The organism is Micromonospora globbae (assembly GCF_036184225.1).
Classification (GTDB): Bacteria; Actinomycetota; Actinomycetes; order Mycobacteriales; family Micromonosporaceae; genus Micromonospora; species Micromonospora globbae.
In genome coordinates this window covers 3,427,890-3,444,361 of sequence record NZ_CP108084.1, presented here as the reverse complement: position 1 = coordinate 3,444,361, position 16,472 = coordinate 3,427,890, and the positions used below count along the sequence as shown (strand labels likewise).

The 16,472-nt window shown below is 73.5% G+C and carries 14 protein-coding genes; 8 read left to right on the top strand and 6 right to left on the bottom strand.

Annotated features, from left to right (window positions below):
• Positions 1-14: 14 nt before the first annotated feature.
• Both OG994_RS15205 and OG994_RS15200 read left to right on the top strand, forming a co-directional pair.
• A complete protein-coding gene (locus OG994_RS15205) occupies positions 15-1,019 on the top strand; it encodes a substrate-binding domain-containing protein (RefSeq protein WP_120331482.1) in 1,005 nt (334 codons plus the stop codon).
• A gap of 128 nt (positions 1,020-1,147) precedes the next feature.
• Complete coding sequence (locus OG994_RS15200) at positions 1,148-2,833, top strand: family 43 glycosylhydrolase (protein WP_328850077.1); 1,686 nt, start codon at positions 1,148-1,150, stop codon at positions 2,831-2,833.
• Between the two features lie 71 nt (positions 2,834-2,904).
• Here OG994_RS15200 and OG994_RS15195 read toward each other — a convergent pair whose 3' ends face one another.
• Positions 2,905-3,510, bottom strand: coding sequence for a YdeI/OmpD-associated family protein (locus tag OG994_RS15195; protein WP_328850076.1), 606 nt, complete (start codon positions 3,508-3,510; stop codon positions 2,905-2,907).
• Between the two features lie 224 nt (positions 3,511-3,734).
• On the opposite strand from OG994_RS15195, the gene OG994_RS15190 reads away from it, so the two are divergent.
• The 3 genes from OG994_RS15190 to OG994_RS15180 all read left to right on the top strand — a co-directional run bounded on the left by OG994_RS15190 (position 3,735) and on the right by OG994_RS15180 (position 6,117).
• Positions 3,735-4,853, top strand: coding sequence for an SdiA-regulated/phytase-like domain-containing protein (locus tag OG994_RS15190; RefSeq protein ID WP_328850075.1), 1,119 nt, complete (start codon positions 3,735-3,737; stop codon positions 4,851-4,853).
• A 107-nt stretch (positions 4,854-4,960) separates the two neighbouring features.
• Positions 4,961-5,908, top strand: coding sequence for a low temperature requirement protein A (locus OG994_RS15185; RefSeq protein WP_328850074.1), 948 nt, complete (start codon positions 4,961-4,963; stop codon positions 5,906-5,908).
• Complete coding sequence (locus tag OG994_RS15180; RefSeq protein ID WP_328850073.1) at positions 5,875-6,117, top strand: hypothetical protein; 243 nt, start codon at positions 5,875-5,877, stop codon at positions 6,115-6,117. Before OG994_RS15185 ends, OG994_RS15180 begins: the two co-directional genes overlap by 34 nt.
• A gap of 20 nt (positions 6,118-6,137) precedes the next feature.
• Here OG994_RS15180 and OG994_RS15175 read toward each other — a convergent pair whose 3' ends face one another.
• Positions 6,138-6,722: a TetR/AcrR family transcriptional regulator gene (locus tag OG994_RS15175; protein ID WP_328850072.1), complete on the bottom strand. Its 585-nt coding sequence runs from the start codon at positions 6,720-6,722 to the stop codon at positions 6,138-6,140.
• A 105-nt stretch (positions 6,723-6,827) separates the two neighbouring features.
• Here OG994_RS15175 and OG994_RS15170 point away from each other — a divergent pair, with 105 nt between their 5' ends.
• A complete protein-coding gene (locus OG994_RS15170; RefSeq protein WP_328850071.1) occupies positions 6,828-7,295 on the top strand; it encodes a MarR family winged helix-turn-helix transcriptional regulator in 468 nt (155 codons plus the stop codon).
• Complete coding sequence (locus tag OG994_RS15165) at positions 7,292-8,932, top strand: MDR family MFS transporter (RefSeq protein ID WP_120331477.1); 1,641 nt, start codon at positions 7,292-7,294, stop codon at positions 8,930-8,932. The genes OG994_RS15170 and OG994_RS15165 overlap by 4 nt, the downstream gene beginning before the upstream one ends.
• Before the next feature lie 136 nt (positions 8,933-9,068).
• Here OG994_RS15165 and OG994_RS15160 read toward each other — a convergent pair whose 3' ends face one another.
• From OG994_RS15160 to OG994_RS15150, 3 genes are all read right to left on the bottom strand, one after another.
• Positions 9,069-10,217, bottom strand: coding sequence for a winged helix DNA-binding domain-containing protein (locus OG994_RS15160; protein WP_328850070.1), 1,149 nt, complete (start codon positions 10,215-10,217; stop codon positions 9,069-9,071).
• Between the two features lie 68 nt (positions 10,218-10,285).
• Positions 10,286-11,602, bottom strand: a complete 1,317-nt coding sequence (locus OG994_RS15155) for a low temperature requirement protein A (RefSeq protein WP_120331475.1) — start codon at positions 11,600-11,602, stop codon at positions 10,286-10,288.
• Between the two features lie 235 nt (positions 11,603-11,837).
• Positions 11,838-12,428, bottom strand: coding sequence for a hypothetical protein (locus OG994_RS15150; RefSeq protein WP_328853630.1), 591 nt, complete (start codon positions 12,426-12,428; stop codon positions 11,838-11,840).
• Between the two features lie 284 nt (positions 12,429-12,712).
• Between OG994_RS15150 and OG994_RS15145 the strand changes: the two genes are divergently transcribed.
• Complete coding sequence (locus OG994_RS15145) at positions 12,713-13,939, top strand: low temperature requirement protein A (protein ID WP_328853629.1); 1,227 nt, start codon at positions 12,713-12,715, stop codon at positions 13,937-13,939.
• Positions 13,940-14,058: 119 nt separating this feature from the next.
• On the opposite strand, the gene OG994_RS15140 is transcribed toward OG994_RS15145, so the two are convergent.
• Complete coding sequence (locus OG994_RS15140) at positions 14,059-16,362, bottom strand: M64 family metallopeptidase (RefSeq protein ID WP_328853628.1); 2,304 nt, start codon at positions 16,360-16,362, stop codon at positions 14,059-14,061.
• Positions 16,363-16,472 lie beyond the last annotated feature (110 nt).

Sequence of the window (16,472 nt, the reverse complement as noted above, 5' to 3'; positions counted from 1 at the left end):
AACCGGAGGACACCATGCGTTACGCCCGGAGAGCGGTCGCCATCCTGGCGCTCACCGTGCTCGCCACCACCTCGGCGTGCAGCATCGAGAAGGACGAACCCGGCAGCGGCACCGACGCCTCGGCGAAGTGCGGCAGCGGCAAGGACTTCCTCATCGGCATGTCGCAGGCCAACAACGCCGAACCGTACCGGCAGGTCATGAACGACGACGTCACCAACGCGGCGAAGGACGTGCCCGGGTTCAAGGTGGTCGTCTCGGACGCGGCCCAGGACAACAGCAAGCAGGTCGCCGACGTGGAGAACTTCCTCTCCCAGGGCATCGACCTGCTGATCATCTCGCCGAACGAGGCGAAGCCGCTCACCGCGGTCGTCAAGAAGGCGTACGACCAGGGGATCCCGGTCATCGTGCTGGACCGCAAGGTGGAGGGCGACGCGTACACCGCCTTCATCGGCGGCGACAACGTCGCCATCGGGCGCGCGGCGGGCGAGTACTACGCGAAGACGCTGCTGCCGCAGGGCGGCAAGGTCGTCGAGATCTCCGGCCTGCCCGGCTCCACCCCGGCGGCCGAGCGCGCCCAGGGCTTCCGGGAGGGCATCGCGAGCAACCCGAAGATCGAGATCGTGGCCAGCCAGACCGCCGAGTGGCTGCGGGAGAAGGGCCAGAGCGTCATGGACGCGATGCTCAAGGCGCAGCCCGACATCGACGCCGTGTACGCCCACAACGACCCGATGGCCGAGGGCGCGTACCTCGCGGCGAAGGCCGCCGGCAAGGAGAGCACCATCAAGTTCACCGGCATCGACGCCCTGCCCGTGCCGTCCGGCGGCATCAAGGCCGTCGAGCAGGGGCGGCTCCAGGCGACGTTCCAGTACCCGACGGGCGGGCGTGAGGCCATCGACATGGCCAAGAAGATCCTCGTCGACTGCGCCACCGACGTCCCGAAGACCACCACGCTCGGCACCATGCAGATCACCAAGGAGAACGCGGCCGAGGCGTACACCACGCTCGGCGGAAAGCAGTAGGGCGGGCGGGCCGTGCCCGGCGGGCGCGGCCCCACCCGCACGCCCGGCCCCGGTGCGGGGTCCGCCGCCGGAGGCAGGCGGCGGAACCCGCACCGGCCCACGACCCCCGTCGAGCACTGGAGGAACCCATGCCGCGCCCACCGTCGCGAGCCGGCCGCCTCGGCGCGCTGCTCGCCCTCACCCTCGGGCTGGTCGCCGTGCCGGCGCCGGCCCGCGCCGCCGACGTGGTGGACAACCAGCCGTACGAGAACCGGTCCGTCGAGGTCAGCGCCGGCGAGTTCGTCAACGTCTACGACCCCGGCCAGGGCGAGAACGAACGCTGGTACTACAACGACCACACCCTGGTGCGTGACCGCGCGACGGGCCTGTGGCACGTCTTCGCGATCACCCACGCCGAGCCGGCCCAGCCGCTGGACGAGCGGTTCTTCGGCCACGCCACGGCGCCGTCGCCCCGCGGCCCGTGGACGAAGCAGCCGTTCGCCCTGGAGGCCGACCCGAGCGCGGGGGAGACCCACATCTGGGCGCCGTACGTGCTGTTCCACGGCGGCACCTACTACATGTTCTACGCCGGCGGCACGCCGGACCACGAGGCGTACCGCATGCACCTCGCCACGTCCCGGGACCTCGTGACCTGGACCCGGCACCCGGACAACCCGCTGTTCACCGACGGCTTCGACGGCCGGGACCCGATGGTGACCCGGGTCGGCGACCGGTGGGTCATGTACTACACCGCCACCAGCACGCCCGCCGGCGGCCACCACATCGTCGCGTACCGCACGAGCCGCGACCTCGTGCACTGGAGCGAGCGGCGGACGGCGTTCGAGCACCCGGCCACGGGGACGTTCGGCGGGCCCACCGAGTCCCCGTTCGTGGTGCGCCACGGCGGCTCCTGGTACCTCTTCGTCTGCTGCGAGAGCGGCTACCAGGACACCCGCGTGTACCGCAGCGACGACCCGTTCCACTTCAGCGTCGACCAGGCGGCCGGCCGGATCGAGGCGCACGCCGCCGAGGTGGTCAAGGACGACACCGGCGGCGGCCAGTGGTACGTGACGGGCGCCGGCTGGGGTCAGGGCGGGCTCTGGCTGGCGCCGCTGCACTGGCGTACGCCGGTGGTGACCCGCGGACGTGTCGTCACCACCCCGTACTACCGGGCGGTCGTCCAGACCGCGCCTCAGACGCGGCTGGTCTCCTACGAGGCCGATCCCGCCGGCCGCGGCGCGTACCGGCCGGTGACCGACTCGTCGTTCCGGTCCACGGCGCCCTACCTCGCGGTCGGCACCTTCGGGCCCACCGACGTGGCGGGCGCCGCCGCGGCCGTGAACGTGTCCTCGGACGGGGCGGACCTGAGCCTCACCGGGATCCCGCTCGGTGACGAGCCGGTGTCGGTCGACTGGCGGTTCCGGTTCGCGCCGACCACGATGGACGTCGACTTCCTGTGGCACGTGACCGGCCCGACCACCGCGCCGGTCTGGGAGGCCGCCTGGAACCTGGACTCGACCCTGCCGCGCCTGTCCGATCCCGCGGGCGCCGACCGGGACGGCGACGCGGCCGGCTTCTCACCCTGGACCCTCGCCACCGACGAGACGACCACGTTGGTGGCCGCCTACCGTGCCGGCTCGGCCTGGAGCGAGGACAACCGCTGGTTCAACCGCCCGAGTGGCTCCATCGCCTGGCAGCCCCTCTGGCAGCCGGGCGGCCGAACGCTGCCCGTCGGCGACCTGCCCGGGGGGACCTGGCGGATCGGCGTGAGCGGGGCTCCCGCCGACACGGCGTACGCCGACGCCCTGGCCGCCGCGCTCAACGGCGCGGCGTAGCCGCCGCGTGCCGGCCACCGACGGGGTGGCCGGCACGCGCGCGTCGGTGTCGTCTCGTCGTCCGCGCCGCGTCAGTCGGCGCTGTCGAGCGTGCGCCGCTGCGGGTAGATGGTCTCGCCACGGGCCAGCATGTCGACGAACTGGGCGATCCGGCGCTGCCGCGTCTCCGCGCGTTTGGCGCTCGTCACCCGGTACACGATCGCGTACCGGTTCTGGCCGGTGAGGATGTCGAACATCCGCTGCGCCCGCGGCACGGCGGCGAGCGCGGCGGCCAGGTCGGCCGGCACCGTGGCGGTGGCCTGGCCCGCGTAGGCGGCGTCCCACCGGCCGTCGGCCTTCGCGCGTTCCACCTCCGCGACGCCGGCCGGATGCATGCGGCCCGCCTCCAGGAGCCGGCTGGCGATGCCGACGTTGCGCGCCGACCACGGGCTGCGGGGGCGCCTGGGGGTGAACCGCTGGCGGTAGGTGGCCTCGTCGCCGCCGCGCACCTGGCCGTCGATCCATCCGTGGCACAGCGCCTCTTCGAGGGCCTCGTCGTACGTCAGGGTGGTGGGGGCGTCGGCGTTGCGCTTGGCGAGGACCAACCAGACGCCCCGCGGGTCGCCGTGGTGCTCGGCGAGCCAGTCCCGCCAGGCCGTCACGTCGGGTACGAGCAGCTCCGGCAGGTCGTCAGGCATGCCGTCGACCTCCCGCACGCCGCCGGCCGGGCCGGCGCTCCCCGGCCGGCCTCCCTTCCACGTGGGACATGCCCGGTGACCTCCTGTCCTCCTCGGCACGACGACGCATGTCGTGCCACCCGGTGCTCCGCCGTCCCCAGCATCGCCCGTACCCGGGATTCTCGCGGCCCCGACCCCACCGACCCGCCCCGCCCACGCCACGCGGCGGTGGAAGGATTGCGGCGATGCGGACACTCGACGGGACCAGGACGTGGCGGATCGCCGTGGGCGCGGCCGTTCTCGCCGCCGTGGCGGTCCCGACCCGGGCCGCGGCGGGACCGGCGCCGACGCCGGAGCCCGGCCGGCCGGTCTGCGAGGTGCGGGACGGCCGGCTGCTGGAGATCTCCGGCATGGTGGCGACGGACGACGGGTTCGTCGTCGTCAACGACGGTGCCGACGACGAGGCGCGGCGGCGGATCTTCTTCCTCGACCGGGAGTGTGCGGTCGTGCGGGCCGTGCCGTACCCGTCCCGACCCCGGGACACCGAGGACCTCGCCGTGGGCCCCGACGGGACGCTCTGGGTGGCGGACGTCGGCGACAACGACCGCTCCCGGACGACCGTGGCGGTGTGGAGGCTGGCGCCGGGCGCCGACCGGCCGGAGCTCTACCGGATGTCGTACCCCGACGGCGCGCACGACGCCGAGGCCATGCTCATCACCGGCGACGGCCGTCCGCTGATCGTCACGAAGTTCTCCGCCACCCTCTACGCCCCGACGACCGCCCTGCGGCGGGGCGCCACGGTGCCGCTGGCCAAGGTGGGACAGGTGCGGCTGCCCGGCTCCACGACGAGCAACCCGTTCGGGCTGCTCGGGCGGACGGTGATCACCGGCGCCGCGGCCGCCCCGGACGGGAGCCGGGTCGTGCTGCGCACGTACGCCGACGCCTTCGAGTTCGACGTCACCGGCGGCGACGTGGTGGCCGCGCTGACCCGCGGCACCCCACGGGCCACGCCCCTGCCCGACGAGCCGCAGGGCGAGTCCGTCGCCTACAGCCGGGACGGGCGCTCGCTGCTCACCGTCTCCGAGACCGCCGGGCAGCCGCCCGGCACGAGGCCGCGGATCCTGCGCTACGCGGTGCCGTCCGCCGCGCCGTCCCGCCCGCCCTCGGGGCCGGCCGGTGCCACGCCGGCGGCGGGCGGCGGGACACCGGCGCCGGCCGGGCACGCGGGCGGGGACGGCGGCGGGACGTCCACGGCGGCCCTGGCCGCCGGTGGGATCGGGGTGGTGCTGCTGGTGCTGGCGGGGCTGCTGGCGGCGCTGGTGGTGGCGCGCCGCCGGCCGAGGCGGACCTCGTCGACCCGGTGACGTCACGGCCCGGACGCGGCCACCGGGGAGTACGTGGACCGGCGCCGGACGGGGGATAGCGCGACAAGAGGGCGTTTCCGCGCGTACCGGATGGATAGCCTGCCCAGGTGGAGTCACGCGTCCGCCCGGTCCCGGCGGCCCGTGATCCGGCGGCGGGACGCCGGTCGAGCTGGCTCGAACTCTTCTTCGACCTCGTCTTCGTCGTGGCCGTCTTCCAGCTCGGCGAACTCCTGAACGACGACCCCTCGGCCGGCGGGGTGCTGGTCTTCGCGGGGCTTCTCACCACGATCTGGTGGCTGTGGTTCAGCTTCTCCTACTTCGCGGACCTCTTCGACGACGACCGTCCGCCGAGCCGGTTCGTCCAGCTGGTCGCGATGCTGGGCGTGCTGGCCCTGGCCGCGTCCCTCGACCGGGGGGTGGCGGACGAGTCGGGGCGCTTCGCGGTGCTCTACGGGCTGCTGCTCCTGCTGCTCACCGGCATGTACGGGCTGGTCGGATGGCGTCGGGCGGCGGCACGCGAGTTCTGCTGGTGGAACGCCGCCGGGTTCGTGCTCGGCGCGGCACTCTGGTTCGGGTCCCTGCTGGTCCCCACGCCGGCCCGGTACGCGCTGTGGGCCGTCGGGCTCGCCGTCAACGCCGCCGTGGCCGGGCCCCTGGCGTACGCCCGGGCGGGGCAGGCGCCGGTCCAGCAGTCGCACATGCCGGAGCGGTTCGGGTTGTTCACCATCGTGGTCCTGGGCGAGGCGGTGCTCGCGGTCGCGAACGGGATCGGCGAGACCGGCTGGCGGCCCGCGGCCGTCGTGATCGGCATCGGCGGTTTCGTCATCGCCTGCGGCATCTGGTGGGTCTACTTCGCCTCCACCTTCCCGAGGCGGGCAACCGGGCGGTCCGGGGAGGCCGGGCCGTCGTGGTCCGCAGCTACCTCTACGCGTACGGGCACCTGTTGGTGTACGGCTCGATCGTGGCCGCGGGGGTCGCCGTGGAGGTGGCCGCCCGGGAGGCCGTGCACGGCGGCCACGGCGTGGCGGGGCCGTTGCTCGGCGGCAGCCAGTTGACGCTGATGGTGGGCTGCGTGGTGGTCTACCGCGGCTTCGACGTGCGGGTCAGCCGGCGGGTCGCGCTCGCCCAGCTCGGCCTGGTGATCGCCGCCCTGGTGATCGGCCTGGGCGGGCTCCCGCCGGTGGCGGTGGTGCTGCTCGTCGCGCTGGCGTGGGTCGTCCTGGCCGTGATCGAGTGGACCGCACCGCCGGTCTGGCGGCGGTGATCGCCTCGGCGGTGGTCGACCTAGGCGGGGGCGACGGCCGCGAGCGCGGAGCGGACCGCGTCGACGAGCGGGCGGCCGGGGTGTTCGATCCAGTCCTGCACGGCCACCCGGACGGTGGTCAGGAAGACAGCCGCCAGGACGCGGGACCGCAGCGCCACGTCGGGGCCGGTCATCCGCTTCGCCAGCTCCGCGGCGACCTCCCGCTCGACCGTCGCGTACGCGGCGATCTGGTGCGTGGCGAGGCTGGGGTGGGCGCGCAGCATCCGGCGCTGGGTCAGCCACTCGGCGTCCGCGTCCCGGTACGCCTCCTCGGTCAGCCGCAGCGCCGCCCCGGTGAGCACCGTCCAGGGCTCCTCGTCGGCCGGCTGCTCCCGGATCAGCTCCAGCATCCGGCGCAGGCGGGCGGTGTCGCCGTGGAAGATCGCCTCTTCCTTGCTGGAGAAGTAGTTGGAGAACGTCCGCCGCGAGACGTTGGCGGCGTCGGCGATCGCCTCGACGGTCACCCGGTCGAGTCCCTGGTCGATGGCGAGTCGGAGGGCGGCCTCGTGCAGGGCGAGGCGGGTTGCCGCCTTCTTGCGTTCCCGCAGCCCCGGGGTCTCGTCCATGGCGCCCACCGTACGTGACGCACTTCTCAAGGAGCAAACTTGCCCGCTGGGCAAGATTTGTGAATGATTGCATGAGGCAACCATCTGTCCGTCGGGGGGATCCACGTGAGCAGCGACGTTCGGGAACTCGTGCGCCGGATGCACGATTTCCTGCGCAGCGTCCGGCTCGTGAAGCAGCGGAGGGCCGACGAGCAGCCCAGGGTTCCGCTGGGGGCGGTCGGCATCCTCGCGCAGATCGACCGGCTCGCCGCCGGCTGCCACGCCCGGGAGCTCGCGATGCGGGCCCAGCTCGACCCGTCGACCGTCAGCCGCGCCATCGCCACCCTCGTCTCGCACGGCCTGGTCGAGCGGCGCCCGGACCCCAGTGACAAGCGGGCCCACGTCCTGGCGCTCACCCCCGACGGGCGGACGGCTCTGGCCGACACCTACGACTGGTACGCCGGCGTGCTGGCGCGCGCCCTCGCCGGGTGGACACCCGACGAGGTGGCCGCGTTCAACGCCGCCCTGCACCGCTTCACCCGCGACATCGAGGTCGCGCTCGGGAACAACGACAATCTGGAGGCCGCGCGATGAGCGCACCCACCACAACGGCCGGCGCCGAGCCGATGACGCACCGGAGGACGCTCGAGGCACTGAGCGGCCTGCTGCTGGTGCTCTTCGTCGCGATGCTGAGCAGCACGGTCGTCTCGACCGCGCTGCCCAAGATCATCGGCGCCCTGAACGGGTCGCAGACCCAGTACACCTGGGTCGTCACCGCGACCCTGCTCACCGCCACGGCGACCACCCCGATCTGGGGCAAGCTCGCCGACCTGTTCAACAAGAAGTTCCTCATCCAGATCGCCATCGTGGTCTTCCTGCTGGGCTCGGTGGTGGCCGGATTCGCGCAGAGCGCCGGCCAGCTCATCGCCGCCCGTGCCTTCCAGGGCATCGGCGTCGGCGGTCTCCAGGCCCTCGTCCAGGTGGCGATCGCCGCGATGATCCCGCCCCGCGAGCGGGGCCGCTACAACGGCTACCTGGGCGGCGTGATGGCCCTGGCCACGGTCGGCGGCCCGCTGCTGGGCGGTCTCATCGTCGACACGTCCTGGCTCGGCTGGCGCTGGTGCTTCTTCGTGGGCGTGCCCGTCGCCGCCGTGGCGCTGATCCTGCTCCAGGCCACCCTGCGCCTGCCGACCGTACGCCGCGAGAACGTCAAGATCGACTACCTCGGCGCCTTCCTGATCGCCGCGGGCGTGAGCGTGCTGCTCATCTGGATCTCGTTCGTCGACAGCTCGTTCGCCTGGATCTCGTGGCAGACCGCGGCCATGGTGGGCGCCTCGGTGATCCTGCTCGCCCTGGCCATGGTGGTCGAGGCACGGGCCGCCGAACCGGTGGTCCCGCTCAACATCATCCGCGAGCACACCACGGCGCTGGCCATCCTCGGCAGCCTCGCCGTCGGCATGGCCATGTTCGGCGGCGCCGTCTTCCTCGGCCAGTACTTCCAGATCGGCCGCGGCTACAGCCCGACCGAGGCCGGCCTGCTCACCATCCCGATGATGGCCGGTGTGCTGCTCTCCTCGATCGTCGCGGGGCGGCTCATCACCCGGACCGGCAAGATCAAGCCGTACATCGTGGTCGGCTCGATCGTCCTCGTCGCCGGGTTCGCCCTGCTCGGCACCATCGACCACGAGACGTCGCTGCTCATCGTCGGCGCCGCCATGTTCATCGTGGGCACCGGCGTCGGCATGACGATGCAGAACCTGGTCCTCGCCGTGCAGAACACCGTCTCGCTCAAGGACATCGGCGCGGCCAGCTCCAGCGTCGCGTTCTTCCGGTCGCTCGGCGGCACCATCGGCGTGTCCGTGCTCGGCGCCATCCTGGCCCGCCGGGTCTCCGACCAGATCACCCACGATCTTGCGGCCGCCGGCGTCCCCGCCTCCGCCAGTGGCGGGAGCAGCAACCTGAACATCACCGCGCTGCCCGACGCGATCCAGCACATCGTCCGCGCCGCGTACGGCGACGCGACCGGTCACATCTTCCTGATCTCGGCGGCCATCGCCGTGGTCGGTGTGATCGCCGCGCTGCTGCTCAGGCCGGTGACGCTGCGTACCAGCCTCGACCTGCCGGACGCCGCCCGCTCGACGGCCGTCGCGGCCGACGCCATCGACGGCGCGCCGGCCTTCGACGAGGTCGCCGTCGAGGACGCGCAGGACCGGGCAAGCACCCGCCGCTGACCGTCGACCGAGACACGAGGGCCGTCCGCCGCACCGGCGGGCGGCCCTCGTCCGTCCGGCCCGGCGGCGCCTCGGCGGCGGGGATGGCGTGCGACCGGGCGTACCTGATGGCGACCGCCCGCTCCCGTGGCGCCGTTCAGGACGGCGGAAGCACGCGGGCGACGTGCGTGGGCGCCTCGGGGGCGGCGAACCGGAGCACCCGGTGGGCCTCCGCCTCGACCGCCGCGAGGTCGTCGACACGCAGCCGGGCGAACGGTTGGACCGTCACCACCCCGGCCGTCCGGTCCAGCCCCCACGTGCCCGCCACCATCCCGTCGACCAGCAGGGTCGGCCGCACCACGTCGGGCAGGCACACCCGCCCGCGGACCTCGTCGGACATGAGCCGTGTCCGGTCGGCGAAGGCGAGCAGCATGTTGTCGAAACCGGTCAGCAACCGCACCGGTGCCGGCGTGTCCGGATCCGGCCGGGGCGCGTCCGGCAGGTCGTACACCGGCCGGCCGTCCTCGTCGACGAAGCAGCGCAGCTCGTCCCGCATCGCCGCGACGACCTCGCGCAGGCCGCTGACGCCGGACCAGGACCGCACGTCGGCCACCGTGGCGGGCCCGAACGCGGCCAGGTGGCGCCGGACGAGCTGCCGCGGTTCCGGCGGATCCAGGGGCCCGACCACGCGGGTGGCCAGCGTGACCGGGATCGCCCCGCCAGCGTCCCAGGTGCCGCTGGGAGCGGGGTGCACCACCGGGAGCAGGTACTGCACCGTCCAGGCCAGGGCCGTCGCATCCGACCCGGGGCGGCCCGCGGCGAGACGCCGCCCCAGCTGGGGGCGGGTGAGCACCTCCGCGCCGAGGATCCGCTCCGCGTCGGCGACCAGGTCGGCGAGGTCGACGCCGGCGGTGCGCCGGCCGAAGGCGTTGCGCTGCGCGCGGGCCAGCAGCGGCGCCAGCACCGGTCGCAGGACGCGGAAGTCGGCCGCGGTGAGCAGGTGCTGCGTGGCCCGCATCGTCGCCGAGCGGACCAGCCGCCCGGACTCGATCGCCGTGGTGAGCGCGCCGACCGTGAACGCCGCCAGCCGGGAGTGCAGGGCGAGGTAGGGATCGTTGGCGTTCTGCGCGTTCAACCCGCCCAGCCGCTCGGTGGCCGTGACGACGTCGAGGTCGTCGCGGCGCAGCAGCAGTTGGCGCGCGAGGGTGGCCCGGTTGAGCGAGCGCCGGTCGAGCCGATCCGCCGCCGGGCGGACTGGACCGGACCGCGAACCGGAGACGACCTTCTGCCGCGGCGCACTGGTCATGGCGGGCAGGCTAGGCCACCCGTACGACACCGTCCCCGACCGGCGGGTCCGGTCGGGGACGGCGGTGCTCAGCGCTCGCGTTCGCGCCACCGGGCGCGCCAGGCGGCCTCGGCCGCCTCGTGGGAAGTCTTCTCCTCCAGCACGGCCGCGCGCAGGGCGCGGCGCGAGCTGCCGAAGATGATCGCCTCGGCCGCCACGAGCGCGACGCAGATCGCCGTGAGCAGGGCGAGCGTGGCGAGCGCGGGCAGGTGGCTGCCGATCGGCAGGGCGGCAGCCAGGACGACGAGCACGCCGATCCGGGTCCACGGGAGGTTGCGCAGGGCGCGCAGCTGGAACGCCAGGTCGGCGGCGAGGTAGAGGATCACGCCGCCGAAGAGCAGCGGCGCGGCGGGGCCGTGCGGGCGTTCGCCCACCCCGCCGGTCGGGTCGGTGATCGTCCGCAGCACCTCCTCGGCGCCGATGGCGAACAGGATCACGCCGGCGATCATCGGGAGATAGAGGTACGCGTAGGCGTCCCGGGCGAGCGCGATCCGCGAGCCGCCCTCCGCGGCGTGCAGGGCGATCCGCGCGGCCGGTCCCACGAAGTCGAAGTGCGCCCACCACAGAGCCGCCGTGAACATGATCCCCAGCATGGCCGCCGGGATGGCCTCCCAGGTCACCCGTTGCCCGATGAGGTTGCCGCCGACGCCCACCGAGATGACCGACTCGCCCAGGGCGATGATCAGGATCAGGTCGTACCGCTCCGTCCAGTGCTCCGCGGAGGGAAGCTCCCAGCCCCACGTGCCGGTGGTCAGTCCGCTGCCGTACTGGATGATCACGACGGCGATCCACAGCCCGTCGCGTACGAGCACGGCCGTTCCGGGATCCTCGATGTGCTTGGGGAGCATCGCGGCGACCAGCAGCAGGGCGGTGGTGAGCACGATCTCCGGCACGAACTGGAGCATCTTGCGGCGGGCGTGCGGCTTGTCCTGTACGGCGTGCAGGTAGAGGAGCAGGTGCACGGCGCGGATCGCCACGTAGCTGATCGCGACGAGCAGCGGCCCGGCGACCCCCTCGTGTGGGTCGTCGAACGCCTGGGGCAGGGCGAGCGCGAAGGTGAAGAGCGCCACCATGCCCAGCACCATGGCCACCGGGACGAAGCCCTCACCGAGCCGGACCCGGCTCGCCACGACGCTGTGCACCACCCAGCACCACCAGAGGACGGCGAGCACGAGCATCGCGTGCAGCAGTTCCCGGCCGGTGACGTTGGCGGCGGTGGCGCGCGTGATGATGAAGAACGAGACGACGAAGACCAGGTCGAAGAAGAGTTCGAACTTGTCCACCCGGGTGCCCGGCGCGATGGGCACGGCCGGCCCCAGCGTCCTGCGCAGCCGCTGCCCACCCACCGAATGAGTCTCGCAGCGCCGCGCACCGCGCCGGGCCGATTCCGCGTACCCCCCGCGACCGCGCCGCCCGCTCCGTGCGTCGATCATGAAGTTGTTGCCGCGACACGCCGGCACGGAGGGCGACAACTTCATGATCAACCCCGCCGGCGCGCGGGGCGCGCGGGGGCGGGGGAGGGGCCGGGGTGAGGGACGACGGCGGCGGCACCCCCGCTGGGGTGCCGCCGCCGTCGGGTGGTCACTTCAGGACGGGGAGCCGTCGCACCAGCGGGAGGCGGGCCCAGTAGCGGCCGAGGCCGAGGGTGTCACCGGCCGCCGTGAGGGCGAGGACGGCGAGGACGCCGGCGTAGATGAGGTGGTCGTCCATGAAGGGGTTGTTCTCCGGAGGCAGGACGGCGGTCCACATCATCACCAGGAGCAGCGCGCCCGCCACGGCGGCGATCCGCGTGCCGATGCCGAGGACGAGGGCGGTGCCGATGGCGGCGAGGCCCAGCATGAAGAGCCAGTCGGCCCAGGCGGCGCCCGCGAACGACCGGTAGAGGTCGGCGAACGGCCCGGCGACGGCGTGGCCGAGGAAACCCTTGGTGGGGCTTCCGCCGTTGACCCAGGCCTGCGCTGTCGTCGTCTCGTGGCCCAGGCCGAACATCTTGTCGAGGAAGGCCCAGAGGAACGTCCAGCCCAGCGCGAGCCGCAGCCCGGCGAGGACGAAGCGGGTCGCCTCCTCGCGGGTCGCCTTCTCCCGGGTCGTCTCGGCCGGGGTCGCGATCTCCCCGCGGGCGGTGGTGGTGGCGGTCCGGTCGATGGTCGGACGCTCGGCGATGGTGGTCATCTCGCCGTCTCCTCTCGCTTCTCGTCTACACCTCCATTCCATCCGTCGGGCGCCGCCGCGAGCAGTGCCGACGGACCACACCGCGCGGGACCTTCGGCCCGCGTCGGGCGGGACGTCCGGCGTACGCGGGCGCGACGTGGACGCCGTCCTCCCCGCGCCGAACGGCGAGGACATCCGATCGAGGCGCCCGTCCGCGCCTCGCCGGGGCCCCGGCGACCCCCGGACCGCCGCTTCGCCGCCGTGGTAGAACTGACTGGAGGGCGAATCGGACTAAGGCGGACATCTTGACCAGTGCCGGCGTGCGCCTGTTCGGACACGCCGCGGTCCCTCGCGGCGCGACGGTCCTGGAACTGCTGTTCGACATCGTCTACGTGTTCGCGCTCGCCCGCCTCGCCGGACGCGTGGCGGACGACCTGACCATCGTCCGGGACACGCTGCTGTCGGAGGCCGGCCAGACGCTGCTGTTCTTCGCGGCGATGTGGATGATCTGGTCACTCAACGCGCTCATGACCAGCGTCTACGATCCACGGCGCACCGACATCCAGGTCGTGCTGCTGGCGACGATGCTCGGCACTCTGGTGCTGGCGGTCGCGCTGCCACAGGCGTTCGGGGAACGTGGAGTGATCTTCGCCTGCACGTACGTCCTGCTCCAGGTCGGTCGCCCGCTCTACCTGACGCTCGCGCTGCGGCGGCAGCCGGAGTGGCGTGAGCCGTCCCGGGTGCTGAGCTGGCACGTGGCCTCCGGACTGCTGTGGCTCTGCGGCGCCGCCACCGCTGGCCTCCCCCGGGGCATGTTCTGGACCCTGGCGCTCGCCATCGAGGCGCTGGGCAGCGTCACGAACTGGCCCGTCCCCCGGTTCAGCACCGGCGGGCGGGGCATTCGGAGCGCCCGGCTCCACTCGAACCGGCCCGGGTTCGCCCGGGTCAACTTCGACCACCTCGCCGAGCGGTACAACCAGTTCTTCATGATCGCTCTGGCGGAGGTGGTGCTCGAGGCCGGCGGCGCGATCAGCTTTCCGGGTTTCTCCCCGGTGCGGACCGTCGCCCTCGTCGCCGCGTTCGCGGCCGTCGTCGCCTTCTGGCGGCTCTACTTCTACCACTCGGGGACGCGGGCGGCGCATCCGGAGACCGGCGGGCCCGCCCTGCGCCTGTCGCGGTGGTCGAGCCTCAGCCTGCTGCTCATCGTCGGCGGGGTCATCTGCACGGCCGTCGGCTTCGCACAGGTCGTCGAGCATCCGAACCCGCCCATCGACTGGGCGCTGGTCGTCGTCATCTTCGGCGGGCCGGCGGTGTTCCTGGTCGGAAGGTCCTTCCTCGAGAACCCGTCAACCAGCCTCCGGCACTGCCCGGCGCTGCTGGCCGGTCTGCTCCTGCTGGGCGTGGCGGCGCCGGTCACGCTGCTCCTGCCGCCGATCGCCGCCGCGGTCGCCGTCGGGACGATCATGGCCGGTACGGCCGTCTACGACGCCACCGTCCACCGCGACGGCCGGGAGAGCAACCCCGCCATGTGATGCCGCGGGTGCCGCGGGAGACGTCTCCCGCGGCACCCGCCGAGGTCATCCGCCGCGCGGCCCGGGGCGCCGGCGACCGGTCGCGGCAGCGCCCCGGTGTGCCCGTCGCTCCAGACCGGTCACCACGCTCGGCACTGGCCGGACGCGGCGCCCCGCACCGTGTTCGGGGCGCCGAGGTCGACCGGGGCCGGGCTGTTGCCGGAGCAGTGCAGGGTGCCCACCGTGTTGCCGGCGAGGATCGCCGCCGTCGTGCCGGTGACGTTGCCGGCGAGCAGCAGCGCCCCGTCCACCCGCGTGCCCACGGCCGTCACGTGGCCGGTGGTGCCGGTCACCGAGACCGCGCCGCGCACCGTGCTGTCGAGCAACTCGACGGCGGACGCGCCGGTCGCCGCCACCGCGCCGCTGATCGTGGAACGCTCGACGACGAGGGACGCCCCCGGCCGGACCGTCACGGCGCCCGACACGGTGGCCGCGCGCAGGCAGGTGACGCCGGAGGTGACGACCAGGCCGCCCGTACGCCGGCCCGTGACGACGTCGGTGCAGGCCGGCGGCGGCGGGATCAGGGTGGCCACGAACTCCCCGGCCGCGCCGATGTTGCCGACCGCGTCGATGCCCCGGTACTCCACGGTGTGCCGGCCGTAGCCGGGGGAGCGTGCCGCGAACGGTGACACCGACAGGCCGCCCGATCCGAGGTTGCCGTAGACGAGGCCGTCGACGTCGGTGCCCGTGGCGGTGAACAGGAACGGCGCCTGCGCGTCGGTCGGCCAGCCGTAGTAGTTGTGCCAGCCGTCGCGGTCGACGCGGAACTCGGCGGTGACCTGCCCCGTCCCCTCGTCGGTGCCGGTCAGCCGCATGGTGAACGGGCCGTTGTAGACGTACTCGGTGGGCTTGCCGGGCTTCACGGTGGTGAGCAGGGGCTCCGAGAGGTCGTACCCGACCTGCGGGCGGGCCGCGTCGACCGTCCAGGACCGCGTCACGGACTCGCGCGTCAGCGGGTCGGTGACGGTGGCCGTGAGCCGGTGGGCGGCGCCGGTCAGGCGAAGCGGAGCCAGTTCCAGGTCGCCGTCGTGGCCGGGGTTGGCCACGGGACGCCCGTCGAGGGTCCAGCTGACCGTCGGCACCCGGTCGGTCGGGTGGCTGCTCTCCACGTACACGACGTCCTGCGCGCCCACCGGCCGGTCGGTGGCCGTCGATGCGGTGATCTCCAGGGGCCCGCCGGCCGGGGGAGTGGTGAGCGCGGTGTCGACCGTCCAGGTGCGGCGCTGGGTCAGCGACGGCGACTCGCGGACGGCGGGGTCGCGGACGAACGGCGTCGGGTCGGTCACCGTGGCGGTGACCGTGTGCGTGCCGGGCGCGAGCCGCAGCGACCGCAGGTCGAGGCTGCGGGCGTTGCCCGTGCCGCTCACCGGGGTGCCGTCGACCGTCCAGGACACCGTCAGCTCGTGGCTGACCGGGTGCAGCGTCTCCACCCAGACGACCCGGTCGGCGCCGATCGGCTGGTCGGCGGGGGTGCCGTCGGCGAGGATCGCGACCCGGCTCGCGATCCGCTCGGTCATCCGCTCCCGGGCGACCTGGTCGAAGTAGAAGCCCAGCGACTTCATCATCGAGTGCTGGCTGGGGCGCCAGACCCCCTTCTGGAGGTACAGCCCGCCCTCGTAGCGGCCGATCGTGCCCCCGGACTCGCTCGGCTCGCCCAGCCAGCGCCACCACTTGGCCTGCGTGTCGCGCATCTGCTGCTCGGTGAGGACGGTGTGGTGCACCGAGGCGGGCTCGGGGCCGTCGTACGTGTCGCCCGCGACGCCACGGGCGTAGTAGTCGTACTCGTCCTGGAGCCCGCCGAGCGAGTGCCCCAGCTCGTGCGGGCTGATGAGCGCGGAGAGCGCGTTGCCGCCGGAGGCGGTGGCGTTGACGCCGCCCGCGCCCCCGTACGTGCCGCTGTTGGCCAGCGCGACGAGCTGCCGGTTGCCGCGGTGGGTGCCGGTCGCCAGGTCGGCGTACGCGTTGGCCGCCGTGCCGTTCACCGACAGCAGGCGCTGCACGCTGTTGGGGTTGCAGCCGCCCCAGAAGCCCATGTCCAGCGCGGTGTCCCGCTGCGGGTCGGTGAGGCCGGGGTCGCAGTCCACACCGGACTCGGCGGAGACGATCTCGACGGCGTAGACGTTGAAGTAGCTCCGGTAGGACTTGAACGGCTCGATCGTCCAGAGCGTGTTCAGGTGCTTGTCCACGTGCTCCCGGAAGGTGGGCAGGTCCGCCTCGGTGTAGCCGTCGCCGAGCAGCACCAGGTTGAAACGCTCGGCCGGATCACCGGTCACCTGGATCGGCACCACCGTGGCGTCGCCCACGTCCGCGGCGGCCGCCGGCTGCGCGGCCACCAGCCCCGCCACGACCATCGCCGCCGCGCACAACCCGGCCCTGATTCTCACCCTGCGCCCCTCTCCACGGACCGCCGGACGTCCGGGAGTGCGGCCGCCCCGGCGGTGTGATCGCGTCCAGAGGGGACGGTACCGGTGGTGGGCCCACCGCAGAACCCTCC

Excerpts from the sequence above, each read along its gene's own strand:
- OG994_RS15205 (WP_120331482.1), top strand. The coding sequence starts at position 15 with ATGCGTTACGCCCGGAGAGCGGTCGCCATCCTGGCGCTCACCGTGCTC.
- OG994_RS15200 (WP_328850077.1), top strand. The coding sequence starts at position 1,148 with ATGCCGCGCCCACCGTCGCGAGCCGGCCGCCTCGGCGCGCTGCTCGCC.
- OG994_RS15195 (WP_328850076.1), bottom strand. The coding sequence starts at position 3,510 with ATGCCTGACGACCTGCCGGAGCTGCTCGTACCCGACGTGACGGCCTGG.
- OG994_RS15190 (WP_328850075.1), top strand. The coding sequence starts at position 3,735 with ATGCGGACACTCGACGGGACCAGGACGTGGCGGATCGCCGTGGGCGCG.
- OG994_RS15175 (WP_328850072.1), bottom strand. The coding sequence starts at position 6,722 with ATGGACGAGACCCCGGGGCTGCGGGAACGCAAGAAGGCGGCAACCCGC.
- OG994_RS15165 (WP_120331477.1), top strand. The coding sequence starts at position 7,292 with ATGAGCGCACCCACCACAACGGCCGGCGCCGAGCCGATGACGCACCGG.
- OG994_RS15160 (WP_328850070.1), bottom strand. The coding sequence starts at position 10,217 with ATGACCAGTGCGCCGCGGCAGAAGGTCGTCTCCGGTTCGCGGTCCGGT.
- OG994_RS15150 (WP_328853630.1), bottom strand. The coding sequence starts at position 12,428 with ATGACCACCATCGCCGAGCGTCCGACCATCGACCGGACCGCCACCACC.